19 protein-coding genes are annotated in these 20,515 nt (G+C 41.3%); 10 read left to right on the top strand and 9 right to left on the bottom strand.

What is annotated here, in order from left to right; genetic code table 11:
* Nucleotides 1-9: 9 nt before the first annotated feature.
* Entirely contained in the window at nucleotides 10-816 is an 807-nt protein-coding gene (locus MTO98_RS05600) for a TlpA disulfide reductase family protein (protein WP_243485628.1), read from the bottom strand.
* A gap of 188 nt (nucleotides 817-1,004) precedes the next feature.
* Here MTO98_RS05600 and MTO98_RS05595 point away from each other — a divergent pair, with 188 nt between their 5' ends.
* Nucleotides 1,005-2,243 carry an ABC transporter permease gene (locus MTO98_RS05595; RefSeq protein WP_243485627.1) on the top strand — a complete coding sequence of 413 codons (1,239 nt, stop codon included), beginning with the start codon at nucleotides 1,005-1,007 and terminating at the stop codon, nucleotides 2,241-2,243.
* A 71-nt stretch (nucleotides 2,244-2,314) separates the two neighbouring features.
* Here MTO98_RS05595 and MTO98_RS05590 read toward each other — a convergent pair whose 3' ends face one another.
* From MTO98_RS05590 to MTO98_RS05575, 4 genes are all read right to left on the bottom strand, one after another.
* A complete protein-coding gene (locus MTO98_RS05590; RefSeq protein WP_243485626.1) occupies nucleotides 2,315-3,055 on the bottom strand; it encodes a tyrosine-protein phosphatase in 741 nt (246 codons plus the stop codon).
* Between the two features lie 3 nt (nucleotides 3,056-3,058).
* Nucleotides 3,059-4,114, bottom strand: a complete 1,056-nt coding sequence (gene rfbB / locus MTO98_RS05585) for a dTDP-glucose 4,6-dehydratase (protein ID WP_243485625.1) — start codon at nucleotides 4,112-4,114, stop codon at nucleotides 3,059-3,061.
* Between the two features lie 15 nt (nucleotides 4,115-4,129).
* Nucleotides 4,130-5,152, bottom strand: a complete 1,023-nt coding sequence (gene galE, locus MTO98_RS05580; RefSeq protein ID WP_243485624.1) for a UDP-glucose 4-epimerase GalE — start codon at nucleotides 5,150-5,152, stop codon at nucleotides 4,130-4,132.
* Nucleotides 5,153-5,263: 111 nt separating this feature from the next.
* Nucleotides 5,264-6,247: a UDP-glucuronic acid decarboxylase family protein gene (locus MTO98_RS05575; RefSeq protein WP_243485623.1), complete on the bottom strand. Its 984-nt coding sequence runs from the start codon at nucleotides 6,245-6,247 to the stop codon at nucleotides 5,264-5,266.
* A 252-nt stretch (nucleotides 6,248-6,499) separates the two neighbouring features.
* Between MTO98_RS05575 and MTO98_RS05570 the strand changes: the two genes are divergently transcribed.
* The 9 genes from MTO98_RS05570 (at nucleotide 6,500) to hemH (ending at nucleotide 15,772) form a co-directional block, all read left to right on the top strand.
* Nucleotides 6,500-7,750: a 3-deoxy-D-manno-octulosonic acid transferase gene (locus MTO98_RS05570; RefSeq protein ID WP_371825405.1), complete on the top strand. Its 1,251-nt coding sequence runs from the start codon at nucleotides 6,500-6,502 to the stop codon at nucleotides 7,748-7,750.
* Between the two features lie 224 nt (nucleotides 7,751-7,974).
* Nucleotides 7,975-8,784, top strand: a complete 810-nt coding sequence (locus MTO98_RS05565) for an alpha/beta fold hydrolase (protein WP_243485621.1) — start codon at nucleotides 7,975-7,977, stop codon at nucleotides 8,782-8,784.
* A gap of 3 nt (nucleotides 8,785-8,787) precedes the next feature.
* Entirely contained in the window at nucleotides 8,788-9,411 is a 624-nt protein-coding gene (locus MTO98_RS05560) for a lysophospholipid acyltransferase family protein (protein ID WP_243485620.1), read from the top strand.
* A 302-nt stretch (nucleotides 9,412-9,713) separates the two neighbouring features.
* Complete coding sequence (locus MTO98_RS05555) at nucleotides 9,714-10,340, top strand: lysophospholipid acyltransferase family protein (RefSeq protein WP_243485619.1); 627 nt, start codon at nucleotides 9,714-9,716, stop codon at nucleotides 10,338-10,340.
* A gap of 3 nt (nucleotides 10,341-10,343) precedes the next feature.
* Nucleotides 10,344-11,432, top strand: a complete 1,089-nt coding sequence (locus MTO98_RS05550; protein WP_243485618.1) for a glycosyltransferase family 2 protein — start codon at nucleotides 10,344-10,346, stop codon at nucleotides 11,430-11,432.
* Nucleotides 11,411-12,088 (top strand): carotenoid biosynthesis protein, encoded by a 678-nt coding sequence (locus MTO98_RS05545; protein ID WP_243485617.1) that lies wholly within the window; start codon nucleotides 11,411-11,413, stop codon nucleotides 12,086-12,088. Before MTO98_RS05550 ends, MTO98_RS05545 begins: the two co-directional genes overlap by 22 nt.
* 94 nt (nucleotides 12,089-12,182) lie before the next feature.
* Nucleotides 12,183-13,034: a 4-hydroxy-3-methylbut-2-enyl diphosphate reductase gene (locus MTO98_RS05540; RefSeq protein ID WP_243485616.1), complete on the top strand. Its 852-nt coding sequence runs from the start codon at nucleotides 12,183-12,185 to the stop codon at nucleotides 13,032-13,034.
* Nucleotides 13,035-13,063: 29 nt separating this feature from the next.
* Nucleotides 13,064-13,765: a fatty acid desaturase gene (locus MTO98_RS05535; protein ID WP_243485615.1), complete on the top strand. Its 702-nt coding sequence runs from the start codon at nucleotides 13,064-13,066 to the stop codon at nucleotides 13,763-13,765.
* A gap of 981 nt (nucleotides 13,766-14,746) precedes the next feature.
* The gene (hemH, locus tag MTO98_RS05530; RefSeq protein ID WP_243485614.1) at nucleotides 14,747-15,772 is read left to right on the top strand and encodes a ferrochelatase; all 1,026 of its coding nucleotides are present in this window, start codon (nucleotides 14,747-14,749) and stop codon (nucleotides 15,770-15,772) included.
* A gap of 144 nt (nucleotides 15,773-15,916) precedes the next feature.
* Here the strand turns inward: hemH and MTO98_RS05525 are convergent, their stop codons facing one another.
* The 4 genes from MTO98_RS05525 to MTO98_RS05510 all read right to left on the bottom strand — a co-directional run bounded on the left by MTO98_RS05525 (nucleotide 15,917) and on the right by MTO98_RS05510 (nucleotide 20,509).
* Complete coding sequence (locus MTO98_RS05525) at nucleotides 15,917-16,108, bottom strand: cold-shock protein (protein WP_112573252.1); 192 nt, start codon at nucleotides 16,106-16,108, stop codon at nucleotides 15,917-15,919.
* Between the two features lie 168 nt (nucleotides 16,109-16,276).
* Nucleotides 16,277-18,214 (bottom strand): alpha-amylase family glycosyl hydrolase, encoded by a 1,938-nt coding sequence (locus MTO98_RS05520; RefSeq protein ID WP_243485613.1) that lies wholly within the window; start codon nucleotides 18,212-18,214, stop codon nucleotides 16,277-16,279.
* 260 nt (nucleotides 18,215-18,474) lie between these two features.
* Nucleotides 18,475-19,947, bottom strand: coding sequence for a 1-hydroxycarotenoid 3,4-desaturase CrtD (gene crtD / locus MTO98_RS05515; protein WP_243485612.1), 1,473 nt, complete (start codon nucleotides 19,945-19,947; stop codon nucleotides 18,475-18,477).
* Between the two features lie 124 nt (nucleotides 19,948-20,071).
* Nucleotides 20,072-20,509: a hypothetical protein gene (locus tag MTO98_RS05510; RefSeq protein ID WP_243485611.1), complete on the bottom strand. Its 438-nt coding sequence runs from the start codon at nucleotides 20,507-20,509 to the stop codon at nucleotides 20,072-20,074.
* Between the last annotated feature and the right edge of the window lie 6 nt (nucleotides 20,510-20,515).

The raw sequence follows: 20,515 nt of genomic DNA, 5'->3' as shown, positions 1-20,515 counted from the left end.
GGCTTTTGTTTATTTCAATCCCTCGTTAATTGTCTTCCTCATCCAATAAGGCGAATTTGCTGCAAAGCCGACTGTATGAAATGCTACGTTGCCTTCCTTATCCAGTATTACACTCGTAGGATACAGGCCTATTTTATATCTTGCCGCTAAGTACCGGCCATCATCGATGATAGTATACTTAAACTCAGTTTTCTTCAAAAACTTTTTTAAATCATAGCTATCATCCAAAGCAATTGCTAAAAAAACTACATTGGAGTTATCCTTATAATCATCAACGAGTTTATTTAATTCTGGAATCTCCTGCATACAGGCAGGGCAACCTATAAACCAAAAGTTAAGTACAACCACTTTCCCCCGTAAATCTTTTAATTTTATTGAGTTGCCATTAATATCGCGTGTACCAAATGTACTCATCGCCTCGCCAGTTGTAAAATAAGTTGATTCAACAGGCTTAGGAAGTGAAGCCATAAATTGCTCCCTAACCTCTTCGGGCGATAATTGCTTTGCAACATTCTCAATTGCTCCTGTAGCTGGGGCGCCCCCTGGTGTGGTGTACCTCAACTGTTGTCCGCTCTTCTTTTCAAGTGTAAAGGCAGTATGCGCATCTCCTATGTTTTCGGGCCGTAAATAATATTGCCGTGTGCGCATCAGGCTATTCCATTCCTTAAATGTAAACTGCTTTCCGCTTGAATCTTTTACAACCGAATGCTCATCAATAGTGTAGTTGTACCTGACAACTTTGCGCTTTAACGTGTCCTGCGCCCGGCTGCCAAAACTCAATAAAATAAGCAAAAGGAGTAGTGTAATAAGCCTCATGATATGGTTTAGTATTTATTGCGATAAATATACATAGCACATATTTAATATAAAGCAACATAACTGTAACAATAAGCAATATAATTAACAATCAACATGCACTATTTATCGTAAAATTTAAGTACCCTGCAACTGTAACAAACTGGTATATTGCTTAGTCATACCAACAAGTTTTTTATATTTATACCATGCCGGTAAAAACCTCTTACAAAGAAAACATTTCCATTGCATTACAGTCCATAGCCGGCAACAGGCTGCGCACCTCGTTAACAGCGCTCATTATTGCCATCGGTATTATGGCGCTGGTTGGTATATTAACAGCCATTGAGGGTATAAGGCAGTTTACAAATGATGCCTTTGCTGATCTTGGTGCCAATACATTCACCCTCCAAAACCGTGGCGAAGGATTAAATTTTGGCAACGGCGGGCATCGCAAAGTTTATCCCGCCATTACTTATGATCAGGCCGTACGCTTTAAAAATACTTTTAAACTACCGGTAGCAGTAGCTATTAATTTAGATGTAAATGGTACCGCTGTGGCTAAATACGGTAACCAAAAAACAAATCCAAACATATCTATTTCAGGTTCAAATGAAAACTACCTGGTTACGGCCGGTAAAAAGCTTGCCTTCGGCCGTAATTTTTCGGCATCTGAACTGGAACACGGTTCAAACGTGGTGATCATTGGCGATGAGATCAAAAAGAAATTATTTAAAACCGAAGACCCGATAAATAAATCAGTTTACCTTGGTACCGACAGATTCAGAATTGTTGGTGTATTTGCATCAAAAGGCTCAAGTTCATTTGGGGGCGATAAATTTTGTGTGATCCCGGTATTGAAAGCCAAGCAGATAGATAGCACAAAGAATGCGTCCTTTACGGTAACTATCAAAGTAGCCACTCCCGGCGCGCTTGACGCTACCATTGGCGAGGCCACTTCCCTATTCAGAAACGTAAGAGGGCTTAATGTAGTTAACCAGGATAATTTTGAAATAAGCCGGAGTGATTCTATTCAAAAGGAACTGTCGGGCCAGCTTGCAGGCATTACAGCGGCCGGTTTTGCAGTGGGCATTATCACGCTCATAGGTGCGGCCATCGGGCTCATGAACATCATGCTGGTATCAGTAACAGAGCGCACCCGCGAAATAGGTGTAAGAAAAGCCATAGGCGCAACTCCTGCTATTATCCGCAAACAGTTTTTGATAGAGGCAATAGTAATATGCCTTATAGGGGGGGCAGCCGGTATGATATTAGGTATGGGAGCTGGGAACCTGATTGCTGTACAAATAAGCGGATCATTTGTGGTGCCATGGGGATGGCTGTTCTTTGCGGTAGTTCTATGTACGTTTATCGGCTTGATATCGGGCTATTACCCGGCAAAGAAAGCAGCCAAGCTTGATCCGGTAGAGGCTTTGAGATATGAATAAGGGATCTAAAACGTAAATCCTGTAATTAAAAAGAGAGAGAGGCGCAAATTGCGCCTCTCTCTCTTTTTATGCTAAAACAACATCTTATTTTTAAGCGGGTAATCCACAAGTAACTTCTCAATATAAGTGGTTCTGAGTGCGTCTCCCAGCGCCGCTGCATGTTTTAAATGGTGCATATCGCTTGAGATAAAGTCTATTAAGCTATTATCGATCAGCTCTTCGGCCATTTTTTTAATATCCTTACCATAATATCCTGTGAGGGATATGGTATTAAGCTGAAAATCCACGCCCCAGCTGTGCAGGTTTTTCAATTTATCCAAATCAAGGTACTGGTACCTTTCAGGATGGGCCAGAATGGGCTTGTAGCCTTTATCATGCAGCTTTTGAATAACCGTATAAGTATTTGGCGGCTGATTTATAAATGAAAACTCAAACAGTACGTAATTATCGCCCATGGTCATAATGGGGCCATCCTCTATACGACCTTCAAACGTTTCATCAAAATAATGTTCGGCAGCAGCTTCAACAGGGATATCAATCCCCTCTTTAACCAACTCGGCTTTTAATATGGTAAGCGCGTTTCCGATGGTTTCGGGTGTATTACGATAAAAGTCGATCATGATATGCGGCGTGGCTATAACCTTTTTTATGCCAAGCGCCATCATTTTCCTTATCAATTCTACCGACTCTTCCGGTGTTTTGGCACCATCATCTATTCCCGGCAGCACATGCGAGTGCATATCAACCATGATACCTTCATAGTTGAATTTCGATTCCCTTACTTCCTTTTTTTTCTTAAAAAGCCCGAACATTTTTTATCTATCGTTATACTGACCGCTGTAATACTGCTGATAATGGCCAGATGTTACATCATTAAGCCATTCTTCATTAGCAAGGTACCAATCTACAGTTTTTTCTAATCCTTCTTCAAAAGTTATGCCCGGCACCCAGCCTAATTCATTTTTAAGCTTTGTTGCATCAATAGCATACCTTAGATCGTGCCCAGCCCGGTCTGTTACAAAAGTGATCAGTTTAGCAGATTCACCCTCGGCCCTGCCCAGCTTTTTATCCAAAATACTGCAAAGCAATTTTATCAGGTCAATATTTTTCCACTCGTTATGACCGCCAATGTTATAAGTTGAGCCTGATTTTGCGTTATGGAATATCACATCGATAGCACGGGCATGATCTTCAACCCAAAGCCAGTCGCGGATGTTTTCGCCTTTGCCATACACCGGCACGGGCTTGTTTTGTTTAATATTATTGATTGCCAGCGGAATAAGCTTTTCCGGAAAATGGAACGATCCGTAATTGTTTGAACAGTTTGAAATAACGGTATCCATGCCGTAAGTATCCTGGTAAGCCCTTACAAAATGATCGGAGCCTGCTTTTGATGCCGAATATGGTGAATGCGGATCATAAGCGGTCTCTTCTGTAAACATGCCCTCATCGCCAAGGGTACCGTATACCTCATCGGTTGATACATGATAAAAACGGGTTTTATCATATTTGCCTTTCCAATGTTCGCGGGCAGTATTCAGTAAATTTACTGTACCAACCACATTGGTCATTACAAAATCAAGCGGGTTAGTGATCGACCTGTCTACATGTGATTCGGCAGCAAGGTGGATCACCGCATCAGGATTCTCGGCTGTAAAAAGTTCATTAATAAAGGCGATATCAACAATATCTCCTTTCACGAACTTGTAATTAGGTTCATTTTCAATATCCTTTAAGTTAGCAAGATTACCAGCATAGGTAAGCTTATCTAAATTAACAATGCTGTAGTCAGGATAGTTTTTAACAAACCTGCGTACCACGTGCGAGCCAATAAAACCGGCACCGCCTGTAATAATGATCTTTTTTTTCATTCCCTGCTGTTGCTATTATTTGAACGGATTTTGAGCAATATATTTTTCCCACTCCCAGGCCGATGACATCATTTCACCAATTCCCAGTTTTGCAGTCCAGCCAAGTTTAGTTGATGATTTGGTAACATCACCCCAAACCTGTTCAACATCCCCTTCACGGCGCGGGCCAATTTCGTAATTCAGCTTTTCGCCGGTTGTGCTTTCAAACGCGTGAATTACTTCTAATACTGAAGTACCATTGCCGGTACCAAGGTTAAATACATCGTACCCTTTAAAGCTGTCGTTTTCGGCAAGCCTCAATGCAGCTACGTGAGCTTTAGCCAAATCAACTACGTGAATGTAATCGCGTATGCAACTACCATCAGGTGTATTATAATCATCACCAAAAACAGTGATCTTTTCGCGTTTGCCTATGGCTGTTTGTGTGATAAAAGGAACCAGATTTTGTGGTACGCCAATTGGCAACTCACCAATCAGCGCCGAATCATGGGCACCTACAGGGTTAAAATAACGTAACGATATTACTTTATAATCGCTGCCGGCATTGACCATATCAACCAAAATTTCCTCAGCAATTTGTTTGGTATTACCATATGGCGACTGCGCCGGCTGCACCGGTGCGTTTTCGGTAACAGGTAATTTTTCGGGCTGACCGTAAACTGTGCAGCTTGATGAAAATACAAAATTTATAGCTTTACCGTAGTAAGCTTCCAATAAGTTGATAAGCGAATAAAAATTATTCCTGTAGTATTTCATTGGTTTTTTCACCGACTCACCTACGGCTTTAAAAGCAGCAAAATGAATAATTCCACCTATTTCAGGCTCGGCAAGTGCAAGTGACCTTACACCGGCCTCATCGCAAAGATCAAGCTTATGAAATGTTGGAGTAAAGCCTAAGATTTTGGTGAGCTGGTCTAATATTTTCGGATCAGAGTTTGACAGATCATCAACAATAACCGGATCATAACCCGCATTAACCAATTCAACAACAGTATGTGAGCCAATAAAACCCAAACCGCCTGTAACTAATATTTTCATAGTTTATATAGAGAGTGTATTTGATTGTTTAGCAAAGTAAGCAGATTGTAACAATTCATCCACTTAATATTATAAAAAAGGCCAAAAAATTTAATTTTCGGCCTTGTCACCTTATTTGTTATAATAAGTAAAGTCTTTGTGATGTATTTCCTGTTCGGGTAGTGATTTGAAGTATTCTAAAGTGATCTTCAAACCTTCACTCCTGGATACCTTTGGCTCCCAGCCCAATATAGACCTGGCCTTGGTGATATCCGGACGACGCTGTTTAGGATCATCTGTAGGTAAAGGCAGGCTGATCAGCTGTTGATCGGTACCTGTAAGCTTGATGATCTCCTCTCCAAATTGCTTTATCGTGATCTCGTCTGGGTTACCTATGTTTACCGGCTGGGCATAATCGCTCAGCAGCAGCCTGTAAATACCTTCTATCAAATCGTCTACATAACAAAACGACCTGGTTTGTGAGCCATCTCCAAACATAGTTAGCGGTTCGCCCCTTAGTGCCTGACCGATAAAGGCTGGCAATACCCTGCCGTCATTCAGGCGCATCCTTGGCCCGTAAGTGTTAAAGATCCTTACTATCCTGGTTTCTACCCCGTGAAAGGTATGATATGCCATGGTGATGGCTTCCTGAAACCTTTTGGCTTCATCGTATACCCCTCTCGGGCCTACCGGGTTTACATTACCCCAATACTCTTCAGGCTGCGGGCTGATATTTGGGTCGCCATATACTTCCGAAGTTGAAGCGATCAGCATCCTTGCTTTTTTGTTGCGGGCAAGGCCAAGCAGGTTATGTGTACCCAGTGAACCTACTTTTAATGTTTGGATCGGGATCTTCAAGTAATCTATCGGGCTTGCCGGCGAGGCAAAATGCAGGATGTAATGCAGATCGCCCGGTACGTACACAAACGTGGATACATCATGGTTATAAAACTCAAAGTTTTCCAGTTTGAACAAATGTTCGATATTTCGCAGGTCGCCTGTTATCAGGTTATCCATACCTATTACGTGGTAACCTTCCTTAATAAACCTGTCGCACAAATGCGAGCCTAAAAATCCGGCTGCCCCTGTGATCAGGATCCTTTTTCTTTCTGTCATAGAGTATGTTATTTATTGGCTTATGTTTTATTTTAAATCGATCATTTTCATGCCATCCTGGCTGTACACGTTGTGCCCGGCAATTGCTGATATAGTCATAGAGTTAAATGTGTTTTGAAATCAAGATAAACAATTCATGTAATCAACCATATTAACCAGGGCATTAGGGCACCGGGCGGGCCGCAAAACCAATATTGTAATTATTGTTACTACTTTTATGGCGGCTAAGATAATCATTCAGCGTTAAAATTGATGTTATTATATAATATAGGTATCAAATTATATTCCCTTTTTATCCATTTTGCTGCACTGTTTAACAACAAGGCAAAACTCTGGGTTACAGGACGTAAAAACATTGCCTTTGTACGTATAGAGAGCTGCATTTGGTTTCATTTTGCTTCACTGGGCGAGTTTGAGCAAGGTCGGCCGATACTGGAAGCGATGAGGAGTTTGCACTCCGGTAAGAAAATAGTAATTACTTTTTTTTCTCCGTCAGGATACGAAATCAGGAAAAACACTCCTCTTGCCGATTATGTTTATTATCTGCCTTTAGATACTGCTCAAAAAGCCCGCAAATTTATTGATGCCATCAACCCCGAAATTATCATTTTCACCAAATACGAATATTGGTTCCATTTTTTTAATGAAGCACACAAGCGTAAAATCCCTTTATATATAGTATCGGGCATATTCAGGTCGGGGCAGGTATTTTTTAAATGGTATGGCAGCTTTAACCGTAAAATACTAAGCCTGGTTAGTCATTTCTTTTTACAGGATGAAACATCCGTACAATTATTACAAGGCATTGGTGTCACCAACACATCTGTAAGCGGCGATACCCGGTTTGACCGTGTTTGGGCCAACGCTCAAAACCCAAAAGTGCTGCCTTTAATAGAGGAATTTAAAAATGGCCACAAGCTGTTTATAGCCGGGAGTACCTGGCCACAAGATGAAACATTGCTGGCCAAACTGGTAAGCCAATATCCCGACTGGAAATTCATCTTCGCCCCGCATGAAATACCTGAAGAGAAAATAAACAACCTGGTAGCCATGCTTCCTGAAGGAAAGGCGATCAGGTTTTCGCAATTTTCGGAGGTTAAAGGCGAAAGGTTAAAGGCGAAAGGTGAAGCTAACCAATCCCTAACCTCCAACCTCCAATCGCTCATCATCGACAATATCGGGATGCTTTCTTCACTTTACGCATACGCCGATATTGCTTATATAGGCGGCGGCTTTGGGGTGGGCATTCATAATACACTGGAGGCTGCCGCTTTTGGCTTACCTGTTATTTTCGGCCCTAATTATCAAAAATTCAACGAAGCCAAAGAGCTTATTTTTATCAAAGCAGGATTTAGTATCAGCAATGAAACAGAACTGAAAGATATTGTTGACACATTGGTTAGCGATGATATATTTTATAATGCTACCCGTAAAAAGGTATTCAATTATGTGAAGGAAAACGTGGGAGCCACTGAAATGATCATGAAGTATATTGATAAATAAAAAAGCTACTTCGATAAGGTACGAGGAGCGGCTGAGAAATCTTGTACACCCGGTTAGTAAACCATGTATGCGGATTTGCAAGAGGCAGAAGATTTCTCTTCACGCTCTTCTTCTCGCTCTCCGCCGTTCATCAAAATGACAATTTTATAAAAAGACTAACCATCGTCCAAAACAAAACCTCTGCATTTACTGTACAAAAGCCATAAATTCTTAATATTGCCTTAATGGGTTTTTTACATCTGCCTGGCTTGGGCAAAGCACATTTTCACGAGTATGGTACCGGTCAAAAACCGCTGCTGGCTTTTCATGGTTACGGCATGACGGGTAAGCAATTCCATGTACTTGATCAATCCATCCTACCTCAATATCATATCTATGGTTTCGATCATTTTTTTCATGGCGAAAGCAAGCTCGACGGCTGGACAGAGCAGCAGATCCTTGCCGGAATGCCTAAAGCTATGGTACGCAATTACATGGAAGAATGGTTTAAGCTTTATGGCCGGCAACGTTTTTCGGTAATGGGATATTCCATAGGTGCCAACCTGGCCCTGATACTTGTTGAAGAATATGCCGATATGATTGATGACATTATATTAATGGCACCCGATGGCCTGGCTGTTTTTAAAGGCTTTCATTTTATATTGCATAATAAACTTGGCCGTGCTATTTTTCGTACAGCTACAAAAAGTAAATGGCTTGCACCCTTTTTAGTTAAAAACGTAAAAAGGGTTGGTGTTATCGACCAAAGCCTGTATAACATAGCCTACAACGAAATTGACACCGAACAAAAAAGGCTTGATACTTATTATACGCTAAATTTGATCAGGCTGTTAAAACCCGATGTACAAAAAGTGGCCCGGCTAATCAATCAGCATAACATTAAATGTTTACTGATATTTGGCAAGCATGATAAACTATTTCCTAAATCGGCCGCAATGCCATTTTTAGGAATGCTTGACAACGCCGAAGTACATGAAGTTGAGCTTGGCCACTGGCTGGTTACAAAAGCACTGGATGAGTATTTAGTTAAATAAAACATGGTACCTTCACGTAAAAAGAAATTCTGGAGCAAACTTTATATCAGCTACGTAAGGTGGTGGATAAGCCGTAATTTTAAGGAGATTAATGTCCAGCCATTCGTGCCCCGCCCCGGTCATTCGGTATTGCTTTTGAGCAATCATTTTAGCTGGTGGGATGGTTTTATTGCCAACTGGACTGCCGTCTATAATCTAAAAAAGCAATACTACGTAATGATGCAGCAAGATCAGTTTGATCAGCGCAGCTATTTACGATATATTGGTGCTTATTCTATCCAAAAAGGCTCGAGGGCAATGCTCGAGTCGCTCACCTACTCGGCCGGAATATTAGATAAACCAGATAACCTGATCGTGATATTTCCGCAGGGCGAACTGTACTCTAACCACGAGACGCATATCCACGTTGAAAAGGGTGTTTATAAGCTGATGCAACAAATAAAAGGCCCATGCCAGATAGTTTACCACTGCATCCTGATAGATTATTTTGAAAGCCTGAAACCCCGTGCTTATGTACACCTTTTTGATTTAGGTGTCGCCAACCAGCTTACTTTTGAGCAACTGAAGGAAAACATTAACCAGGCCCATCAGCAGGCGCTGAAAAACCAAATCAATATGGAGCACTAACAATTAACACTAATTTGCCGGATTGTTTCGAATCGACGCTGATTGCATTTGAGATTGAAAAACAATAGCTAAAAAATTTCCACACAAATTTTTACGAATTAATCTAATTACACAAATTTGAATTTGCATTAATTTAAGATTCGTGTAATTAGATTAATTGTGGAAGGTTTGAAAAGCATTCGTGTGGAAATTTTCCGGTAAACAAATCGAAATGTTATAAACGCGATTCCCCAGATGTCAATTTCTTAATTCGTGTAATTCGATAAAATTGTCGCCGACATGCAATACATTCGTGTCAAAATATGATCCGCAATAAAAACAACTTTTTCATGAACCGCATTGTCCATTACTATATCAAATGGGCGGTTGGCAAAGCATTTCATGAATTGCTGTTTAACGATATCGTGGTTGATCAAAATAAATCAATATTGCTGATAGGCAATCATTTTAGCTTTTGGGATGGGTTGATATTATATTGCGTAAACGATAAATTGCTGAAGAAAAAACTGCATGTCATGATCCTGGAAGAAACCGCCCGCAAAGAGCGCTTCCTGAAATATGTGGGTGCATTTTCGGTAAAAAAAGATTCGAAGAGTATCGTCCGGTCACTTGATTACGCTGCCGAATTACTTGAGGACCCTGCAAACCTGGTTTTGATGTTTCCGCAAGGCAAGCTGTATGCTAACTTTGTTACAAACATCTACTTTGAAAAAGGGGTTATGAGGATAATTGAAAAAGCGACCGGTAATTTTCAACTTATCTTTGCTTCAACTTTTATTCAGTACTTTAAACATAAAAAGCCAACAGCAACCGTTTACTTAAAGAGCGAGCCCGAAAATTACGCTGGTGAAAACATAGATAAACTACAGGATGCATATCAAAGGCACTATGAAGCCTCAAGAGTGCTGCAAACTGAATTTGATATATAAAAAGTGACAATAGCTATATTAATAACCCTCTTTTTTATCATACTCAGGTTTGCGGTAACACTGTTCAATTATATCTCCAACCCCAAGCTGCCCCATATAGGCCGATATTATTCAGATAAGGTTTCTATTCTTATCCCCGCGCGCAATGAGGCGGATAATATATTGACCTTGTTAAATTCTATCTGTCAGCAGGATTATAACAATTACGAAGTGATTGTTTATGACGATGATTCAACAGATGATACTTACCTGCTTTGCAATAATTTTGCAGCCAGTCATCCCAATTTCAGGGTAATAAAGGGTGATAAATTACCCGGCGGCTGGATGGGTAAAAACTATGCCTGCCACCAGATGGCCAAACAAGCCGATGGCAAATACCTGCTATTCCTGGATGCCGACGAACACATCAGTAATCGGCTTATCAACAGTGCGGTGCACCGTATGCACTTGCATCAACTGGGCTTATTAAGCCTGTTCACCAATCAAACCATGGTTACCTTAGGCGAAAACCTGGTAGTACCGCTCATGCATTTCATATTGCTTAACCTGCTGCCCTTGCGCCTGGTATACATTGTTAAAAATGCTTCGGTAGCGGCGGCCAGTGGTCAGTTCATGCTATTTGACGCCGCCATATACCATAAACATCAATGGCACAAAGCAGTGAAAGATAAGGTGGTGGAAGATGTAGAGATCATGCGCCTGATCAAAGCCGAACGTTACAATGGGGAAGCATTACTGGCCAATGGTATGATCAGCTGCCGCATGTACCAGGGTTATAATGAAGCGATAAACGGTTTCAGCAAAAACTTTCTGGCGGCCTTTAATTACAGCATCATCGGTTTTTTGATATACATAACCATCATAATTGCCGGTCCGCTTATTATTCTGACCACCTTAAACCTGCCACTCATATTTTTTACTGTTGGGTTGATCTTGCTTACACGGATCATGATCTCGCTTTCGGCAGGACAAAAAGCCTGGTATAACATACTTTTACACCCAACCCAGATGGTTAGCCTGCTGGTGGTGGCAATTTTATCTATACAGCGTTATCTTACTAAAACCACCATGTGGAAAGGGCGCAAGATTTGACGCCCCCGGTAACCAGCAGGGCTATGTCGGCCAAAAACGGCATCTGCGTGGCAATCATTTTCTTGTTTCATTTGGTAGGTTTAATTGGCTTTGTTATCCCATCATTAACCGTATTATTTATAGCATTGGTACCCTGGCATTTACTGTTAATGTTGGGAGTGCTCGTTTACGGCCATGACAATTTTAACAGCCGGTTTGTACTATTTGCACTAATCACTTTTATTACCGGTTTTACGGCTGAATATATCGGGGTACATACGGGTTTGCTTTTTGGTCATTATAGTTATGATGGCACACTCGGTGCAAAACTGCTCGATATCCCTTTAATGATTGGGGTGAATTGGTTTTTACTGATTTATGCAATGGGTGTTACCCTGCAAAGAACCCGGCTTACTAATAAATTAGTAAGGATATTTACGGGAGCTATTATTCTTACCATGCTCGATGTGCTGATTGAACCCATTGCCATTAATTTTGACTATTGGCATTGGTTGGGCGCTGGCATTCCTTTTAAAAACTACGTTTGCTGGTTTGCGTTGAGCGCATTGCTGCTTTTCATATTTGAGCAGTTTAAATTTAAACGGCAGGGTATTGTTGCCCCGGCATTACTCATTGCACAATTTGTGTTTTTTGCAGTTTTGAATTTGATGTATTAACTTGAGTCGATCAAATATCCATCTGCATAAAAATCAGCTAAATCAACGTAATCATTACAATCAACGGTTTTTTTTGCCGTAAATTTGCAACACCATGGGAGATTATCAGTTACAGGTTACTATTGATCAGGACTCGGGCTTTTGCTTTGGGGTAGTTTACGCCATTGATATGGCCGAAGAGATTTTAGAAGAAGATGGCTACCTGTACTGCCTTGGCGATATTGTGCACAATGACGAAGAAGTAGAACGATTGAGATCAAAGGGACTTCGTATCATTGAACACAGCCAGCTTAAAGACCTCCATAACGAAAAGGTACTTATCCGCGCCCATGGTGAAGCGCCTGATACATACCGCACGGCTTTAGAGAACAATATTACCCTTATTGATGCCTCGTGCCCTGTAGTGCTTAAACTGCAAAACCGCATCAAAACCTCATATGACTCCAACGAGAAGATCCTGATCTTTGGCAAACACGGTCATGCTGAAGTAGTTGGCTTGCAGGGACAAACCAATGATGAAGCGATAGTTTTCCAGGATATTGCCGAATTGGACAATGTGGAGTTGCCGCACAATATTACGCTGTACAGTCAAACTACCAAGAGTATGGATAAATTTTACTCGGTAAAAGATGAGCTTATTTCACGTGGGTATGATCTTAAAGCCAACGACACCATTTGCCGCCAGGTGAGTAACCGTGATAAAGACCTGCCTAAATTTGCAACACGTTTTGATAAGATCGTTTTTGTGTCGGGTAAAAAATCTTCAAACGGTAAAGTGCTGTACGAAGTATGCCGCAAGCATAACCCAAACACCTATTTCATATCATCAACTGACGAACTTGAAAAAAACATGTTTGCCCCCAATGATACCGTAGGCATCGCCGGCGCTACATCAACCCCCATGTGGTTGATGCAAAAAGTAAAAGCCGCGATAGAAAGCTTTTAACAGCACGCTTTTTGCTGTAACATCATCACATGCAAAAACGTCCCTCACATACCGGTTTACTTGTAGCCGCGCTGGTAATTGGTTGCTGGGCAACAAGCATTATTTTACTGATGCAATGGCATTTCATTTTTGCCAATCCACTGGTTTATGTGTTTATGCTGGTGCAGATGCACTTGTACACGGGATTATTCATCACCGCCCACGATGCTATGCATGGTACCGTTTCGCCAAACAGGAGCTTAAATAACTTTGCAGGTTATCTGAGCACTTTTCTGTATGCTTCTTTCTGGTACCCGCAATTGTATACCAAGCACCACAAACATCATAGCCATGTACATACCTCCTCCGACCCGGATTATCACCAGGGTAACTTTTTTACGTGGTATGTGCAATTTATCCGCAATTACCTGTCGATATGGCAAATTGTAGTGATGGCTGTTGTTTTCAATATCCTGAAAATCTGGATCCCGCAGCCTAATCTTATTATGTTTTGGGTAGTGCCATCACTGTTAAGCACTTTACAGTTATTTTATTTTGGCACCTATCAGCCTCACAAAGGAGAGCATGATAACCGGCATTTTGCCAGAAGCCAACGCCGTAACCATGTTGCAGCCTTTTTTAGCTGCTACTTTTTCGGGTATCATTACGAACATCATGAATCGCCGGGAGTACCGTGGTGGAGGTTATGGAAGGCCCCGTTACCTAAGAAACAGAATTTAACCAATTCGTAATTCAGTACAGGAACGTCCCTACAGGGTCTCTCGCGGATTTAAGTTGACCCACAAAATTCATCAACCTTAAATTTCAATAGGAGGCACCTACGGAGCCCCAAAATGTGCTTTTTTAAAGCTATACACGTGGCCCCGCTGGGGCCGGCAAGGTTTTACAACATAATCTGATATTAATTGAGATGCTTAAGGACAGATGCACCAAGTGCAAAAGGTTTGTAGCATAAAAAGGATAGAAATACCCTTTGCCTCAGAGGGCAATGTCATTAAGTTAAGGGATTGACAGGTTGCACCAGAGTTGCAAAAGGTTTGTAGAATTAAAGATTTGTTTGTCTTGGTGTGCCAGAGGTACACAACTCCGAGTGTTCCGTACCTCTGGCACGGTTATCTTCGGTATGTGATATTACTACAAACCTGTTCCCCCTCTGGGCTACCGTGTACCTATAAGTTTTAAATAAAAATGTCATTTCGAAAGAGCAGATGGGGCTGGGCACCGGGGCGAAAGAGAAATCTTATACGCCCTGTAAAGTCGCTTTGCATAATTTAGAGCTGGATGTATAAGATTTCTCCTCACCGCATCCGCACGTTCCCCCAACAGGTTCGTCGAAATGACATTTTCTTTTAATTCATAATCATATAATAATTAAAAGATGTGGCGACACGGTAGCCTTGAAGGGGGATTTCCCTTAACTTAATGACATTACCCAAAGGGACAAAACAAAGCGCCTTGCTGATTAAACCACAAAACAATTTTGCGCGTTAACTTAAACTCGCGGAGGGCCCTGAGGGAATTTGAAAGCAATCCCCAATCTGTAAAATAGCCCCTCCATTTTCTCTGTACAGCTCGCGATTTCCTCGTATCTTATAATGACGCGAGTGTAAATGCCATGAGTATAAATGATGCTTACACCTCATTTATTTGTAATTTGTGACCGCCGTCATAAGTTAAGGGGGCATTTTTTGTTATTTTTGTACCTGATAATTATGGCTAAAAAAGGAATTTTACTGGTTAACCTGGGCACCCCGGATAGCCCAAGTACAGCAGATGTAAAGCGTTATTTGAATGAGTTTTTGATGGATCCAAGGGTTATTGATATTGGAACCCTCTCCCGTACCATTTTAGTAAAAGGCCTCATTGTTCCTTTCAGGGCACCTAAATCAGCCAAATTATACCAGGCTATCTGGGATCCCAAAACAGGATCGCCCCTATTGCACTACAGCATTTTGCAACAACAGGCTTTACAGCAGCGCCTTGGCGATGAGTATATGGTTGAGCTGGCCATGCGTTACCAAAACCCTTCTATCGAATCGGCTTTAGAGAACCTTAAAGCAGCCCTTGTTGAAAGTATCCAGGTAATTCCTTTGTTTCCGCAGTATGCTTCGGCCAGCACAGGTTCGGTTTATGAAAAGGTGATGGGTATTGTTGGCCAATGGCCAACATCGCCAAATATCACGTTCATCAATTCGTTTCATGATAATGAGCTAATGATTGAAACCTTTGCCGATAACGCACAAAAATACAATCCAGATACGTACGACCATATCCTGTTCAGCTTTCACGGCCTGCCGCAAAGACAGCTGATCAAAGCCGACCATACGCATAATCATTGCCTTAAATCGGCAGGTTGCTGCGAAACACTTACAGATGCCAACAGATTTTGCTATTCGGCACAATCACACCATACCGCGAAGCTAATTGCCGAAAAATTGGGCATCCCGAGAGAAAAATATACCATTTGTTTTCAATCGCGCCTGGGTAACGACCCTTGGGTGCAGCCTTATACCAGCGAGATTGTAGCTAAACTGGCCAAGGAAGGAAAGAAACGCCTGTTAGTATTTTGTCCTGCCTTTGTAGCCGACTGCCTTGAAACCGTATATGAAGTAACCACCGAATATGGTGACGAGTTTAAAGCCCTTGGCGGAGAACATGTTCAACTGGTGGAAAGTTTGAACGATGCACCTAAGTTTATTGATGCGTTAGTGCAGATGGTAAGCCCCGTTGTGAACTAAGAAGAAGATCACCCAATTAAAGATAAATTATTGCCTAACGGTGTTGCTTATAATATGAGCAAACGTTAGGCTTTTTTTATTTTATAAAAAAAGCATCTGCCCATTGCTGAACAGATGCTGTACGATTTTTATATAATTGATAGTTTAAGCTACTTTTACATTTACCGCATTTAGGCCTTTTTTGCCTTGTTCTACATCGTAGGTAACGCTATCGTTTTCACGGATAGTGTCGATCAAACCTGACACGTGTACAAAAACTTCGGCGCCACCGTTAGTTGGTGTAATAAATCCGAAACCTTTGGTTTCATTAAAGAATTTTACTGTTCCTTGCATTATATTTTTATTTAATTATTGCAAAGGTAACATTAATAATCAATAATTAATTAAAAATAAGGCAATTACACACTTATAGTTTTCCAGAACATAATCACAGGTTGAAAGCCATCACATAAAAACAACGGTTAACCACTCCTGTAAGCCTTAACACTTAGTGTTTTAACCCTGTTATTGCTGTAAAGCAACACTACTGTAAACATGGTATTCGCCAGGCTGCAGGGTCATGGAATATGGCAATGATGTTACATTTATAGTGGCTTTACTAATGTTATCATACCAGGTACCGGTGGCGGGAAAACTGATGTTGTCCGTTTGCTGCACCACGTCAAAATTACCAACCACTTCCACATTTGCACTCGCATCCTTTAACTGTATGGTTTTTATTGCACCACCGAGGCTGTATGTATAATTGGTTGAAGCAAATACGGCATTCTTCTCCTTCATCTTAATCATTTTTGAATAAATGCTATATAAATGCCTTCTATTTGGGTCGGTATTGTAGTTCCAGTAAATAGGTTTGTTACTGGTACGGCCCCCCTGATCAATACTCACATCGTAACCGAGCTCACCAAACTGCCATAACATTTTAGGGCCAGGAACCGAGAACAGGAATGCAGCCGCCATTTCCTCGCGTGCAAGACCAGTATTTTTATCTTTTACATTGTAGCTGCCAGCAGCATTGCCATAACTTTCGTTCTTAAACTGCAGGCGCTCTTCATCATGGCTTTCAAAATAGCTTACCAGGTTGTAAGGCTGCGTAAACGTATGCTGGTCATAAAACAGGCCCTGGAAATTGGAGTTGGTTAACCAGCCCATGGTAGCTTCGTTGGCATTGTAGTTAAGGTTATTCCAAAGCATCATGCCTTCGCCGGCCAGCTCCTTTTCTTCCTGGTTAGCTGCAAAGTGTTCCAGTATCACGTAAAAGTTATTATTATCGATGCTTTTGATGTAGTTATTATAATCCTTCCAGATAGCTACACGACTGGCATCGTATTGGCTCCATGCATTTACGGCAGCATCAGTTGTACCGTAATTAACCTGCGTAAAGCCTTTGGAAAGATCAAAGCGGAAACCATCTATCTTATACTCCGTCATCCAAAATTTGAGCACATTCTTTACAAAATATTTGGTGTCGGCACTTTCGTGGTTAAACTGGTAGCCCACATTATAAGGATGCGTCGGATCAACATTATACCAGGGATTATTGGCAGCGGGCTTGCTGGCCGCTGTATTAAAATACATTTGTACCATGGGCGATTGTCCAAACGAATGGTTAAGCACCATATCCTGAATTACCGCTATGCCGCGCGAATGGCATTCATCAATAAAAGCTTTCAAAGCATTTTTGGTACCATAATATTTATCTGGTGCAAAGTAGAATGATGGGTTGTAGCCCCACGAAAGGTTGCCCTCAAACTCGTTGATAGGCATCAGCTCAATGGCGTTGACACCCAAATTTGAAAGATATTTTAAAGTATCGGTAAGTGTTTGATAATTATGTGCATCAACAAAATCGCGCAAAAGCAATTCATAAACAACCAGGTTCTTTTTATCGGGCCGGGTAAAGCTTGTATTTTTCCAGCTGTATGCAGGCTGATTGGCCTGGAAAACACTTACGTTACCGGTGGTTTTCCCGGTTGGATATTTTTTTAAACCGGGGTAAGTATCTGATAAGATGTACGAATCATTGTCCGGATCCAGTACTTTTTCGGTATATGGATCGGCAACTTTTAGTGATTTATCAATATAAAACTGGTAACCGTATTCAACAGCCGGATCAATATTATCTATCTGCACCCACCAGCGTTTGCCATCCGGCGTATTGTTCATCACCGCTTTAGTATCATTAGCGTCCCATCCGTTAAAATCGCCTATTACCGATACCGATTTTTTGCCCGGGGCATAAAGGTTAAAAATTACTGATTTACCGGAGTTGACAAAAGTAACCCCATCCTTCGCCCCCGCCGGCAGCGCCTTTCCGGTGCTCACCGTTGTGTCACCGGGAACGTTCCCGGAATTATCCGGCAAAATATCTTTCTTCTTGCATGAAGTAAAACCGGCCAATAAAAGTCCGGCAAGTAGTAAGTAAACATTCTTGATTATCATATCTCGTTATAATTGGTTCTGTTCACCGAAACAATTCATAGCACACTGGTTTACAGGCCACATTGCATCAGCGCCGCAATATCTGTAAAATAATTGGTAAAATTATCTTTCGTTCAAATTATGTATTTATCATTTGAAGAGACTATTTAATTCTCTTCAAAGCCTCTTTTACGTATAGACACATCACATGCATTTTCAAACAGAAAAAGTCGTTTTATAAGCATTTGGGATACGCGTGTAACGCGGCCCTGCATTTTGAATTAAACCAGATCGCTCACAATTTTTGCAGATAGCAAACAAAGTGGAATCCCTCCACCCGGATGCACACTTCCACCGCAAAAATGTAAACCCTTTATTTTCGATGATTTATTAGCATGCCTCAAAAATGCAGCAAACTGACTATTGGAACTGGTACCATAAAGTGAGCCCTGGTATGAGGATGTCCGGCTTTCTATACTCCCCGGATCAAGAATGCTTTCATTAGCTATCATCCCGCCAATATCTTTACCCAGCAGGCGATTTAACTTGTTCAATATATTATTCCTCGCTTCAGCTATCAGCACGTCCCAATCCTGCCCGGTATTAGCGGGCACATTGATCATCACAAACCAGTTTTCGCAACCGTTGGGCGCATCATCCGGTTTATATTTTGAACTAATATTGAGGTAAACAGTAGGATCCTGATATATGTTTTTCTTTTGCCAGATATGATCAAACTCCGCATCATAATCGGCGCTGAAAAAAATATTATGTAAATCGAGTTCCTTAAACTGGCCCCGGATTCCCCAATAAAATATCAGTGCAGAACTGCTTCTTTCCTGGCTTAGGATTTTTTTAGGGTGAAGTTTGGGATGGGCATTAAGTAACTTATGATAAGTGAACCAGACATCCACGTTGGATACTACGATATCAGCCTCAAATATTTCATCTTTGACTTTAATTCCTGTTACCGTTCTTTCTTTCAAAATAATCTCGGTAACCGGGTTGTTGTAATGAAATTTAACGCCTAATGATTCGGCCAGCTGCACCAAGGTAAAAGCAATGCTGTACATACCCCCCTCCGGAAAATAAGCACCAAAATGTTGTTCAAGATGCGGGATCACGTTTAGCGTAGCCGGTGCGCTGTAAGGATTTGAACCGTTGTAAGTTGCATATCTGTCAAAAAACTGCACTATCCGCCTATCTTTAAAAAAGCCTTGGTTGGCCTTATGCATGCTGCGGAAGACATCTATCTTTCCAAATTTTAATATTGATTTAAATGTATCCCAACGCAGATATGTTTTAAGCCGGTGCAGCGAACGCTCCAAAAAAACATGATTCGTAATATCGTAGATCCGCCTGCTATTTGCAAGATATTGGTTCACAGACCCGGCAGGCTCTCCGGTTTGTGTCTGCACCTCTTTACCAAACTTATCAACATCTGCATAAGCGGTTAACCGGGTGCCATCTTCATAAAAGTACCTGCAAACGGCATCCAGCTTTTGGTACCTGAAATAATCGGAAGGATTTTTACCGGCCAGCTCAAAAAGCTCGTCAACGTATTGCGGCATTGTAAACAGGCTTGGCCCGGCATCAAAACGGTAACCTTCCTGCTCAAACTGGCTCAGCTTACCACCGGGATAACCATTAGCCTCATAAACCTCAACATGGTAACCTTTAACCGCCAACCTAATAGCGTTGGCTATTCCGGCTATACCGGCACCGATAATTAAAGCTTTTTTGGAGGATGGCATGAGGGTAAAGATAACCGGGATTTGGGGAGATTTTTAGGATTAACAGGATTTTCTTTGGCTTGACCGTAAAATCCGGCCAATCCTAAAAATCCTATAAAATCCCGGTTCAGAAATTGATCAAGCTTTAAAAAACATGAATTTCATTTAATTCGAGCATTATAAAGTTATCTTTTTGTAAGATCTTGAATGTGACGGAGAGATCGCTCCATTCGCCATTTATTGGTAAATCATAACAAACATCCCCTATTATAGTCATACTATGCAAGCTATGGCGTCTTTTTGCCGAATCATCATATAACTCAATGCCCTTATAGGGATGGATATTGCTATTGATTATTGCGGTATCGGGAGCCGTAACTCTATATTTTTCTTTCAGCATTTCATCTGGTAATCCATATCCGTTAATTACACTTTTGATGTCTGCCGGGCTCCATTGATAATAGGGATCATGAAGAGTTAACAGATAAGCTTCATCGTATTTTCCCTCCGCCAACAATTCAATCCAATAAAGAACTGCTTTTTCTATTTCAATCTTATCAGTCGAATATATCTTAATAGGCATCGGTTG

It is taken from the genome of Mucilaginibacter sp. SMC90 (assembly GCF_022811725.1).
In the GTDB taxonomy this organism is placed as follows: domain Bacteria; phylum Bacteroidota; class Bacteroidia; order Sphingobacteriales; family Sphingobacteriaceae; genus Mucilaginibacter.
This window is presented reverse-complemented; position numbering and strand designations above follow the sequence as displayed.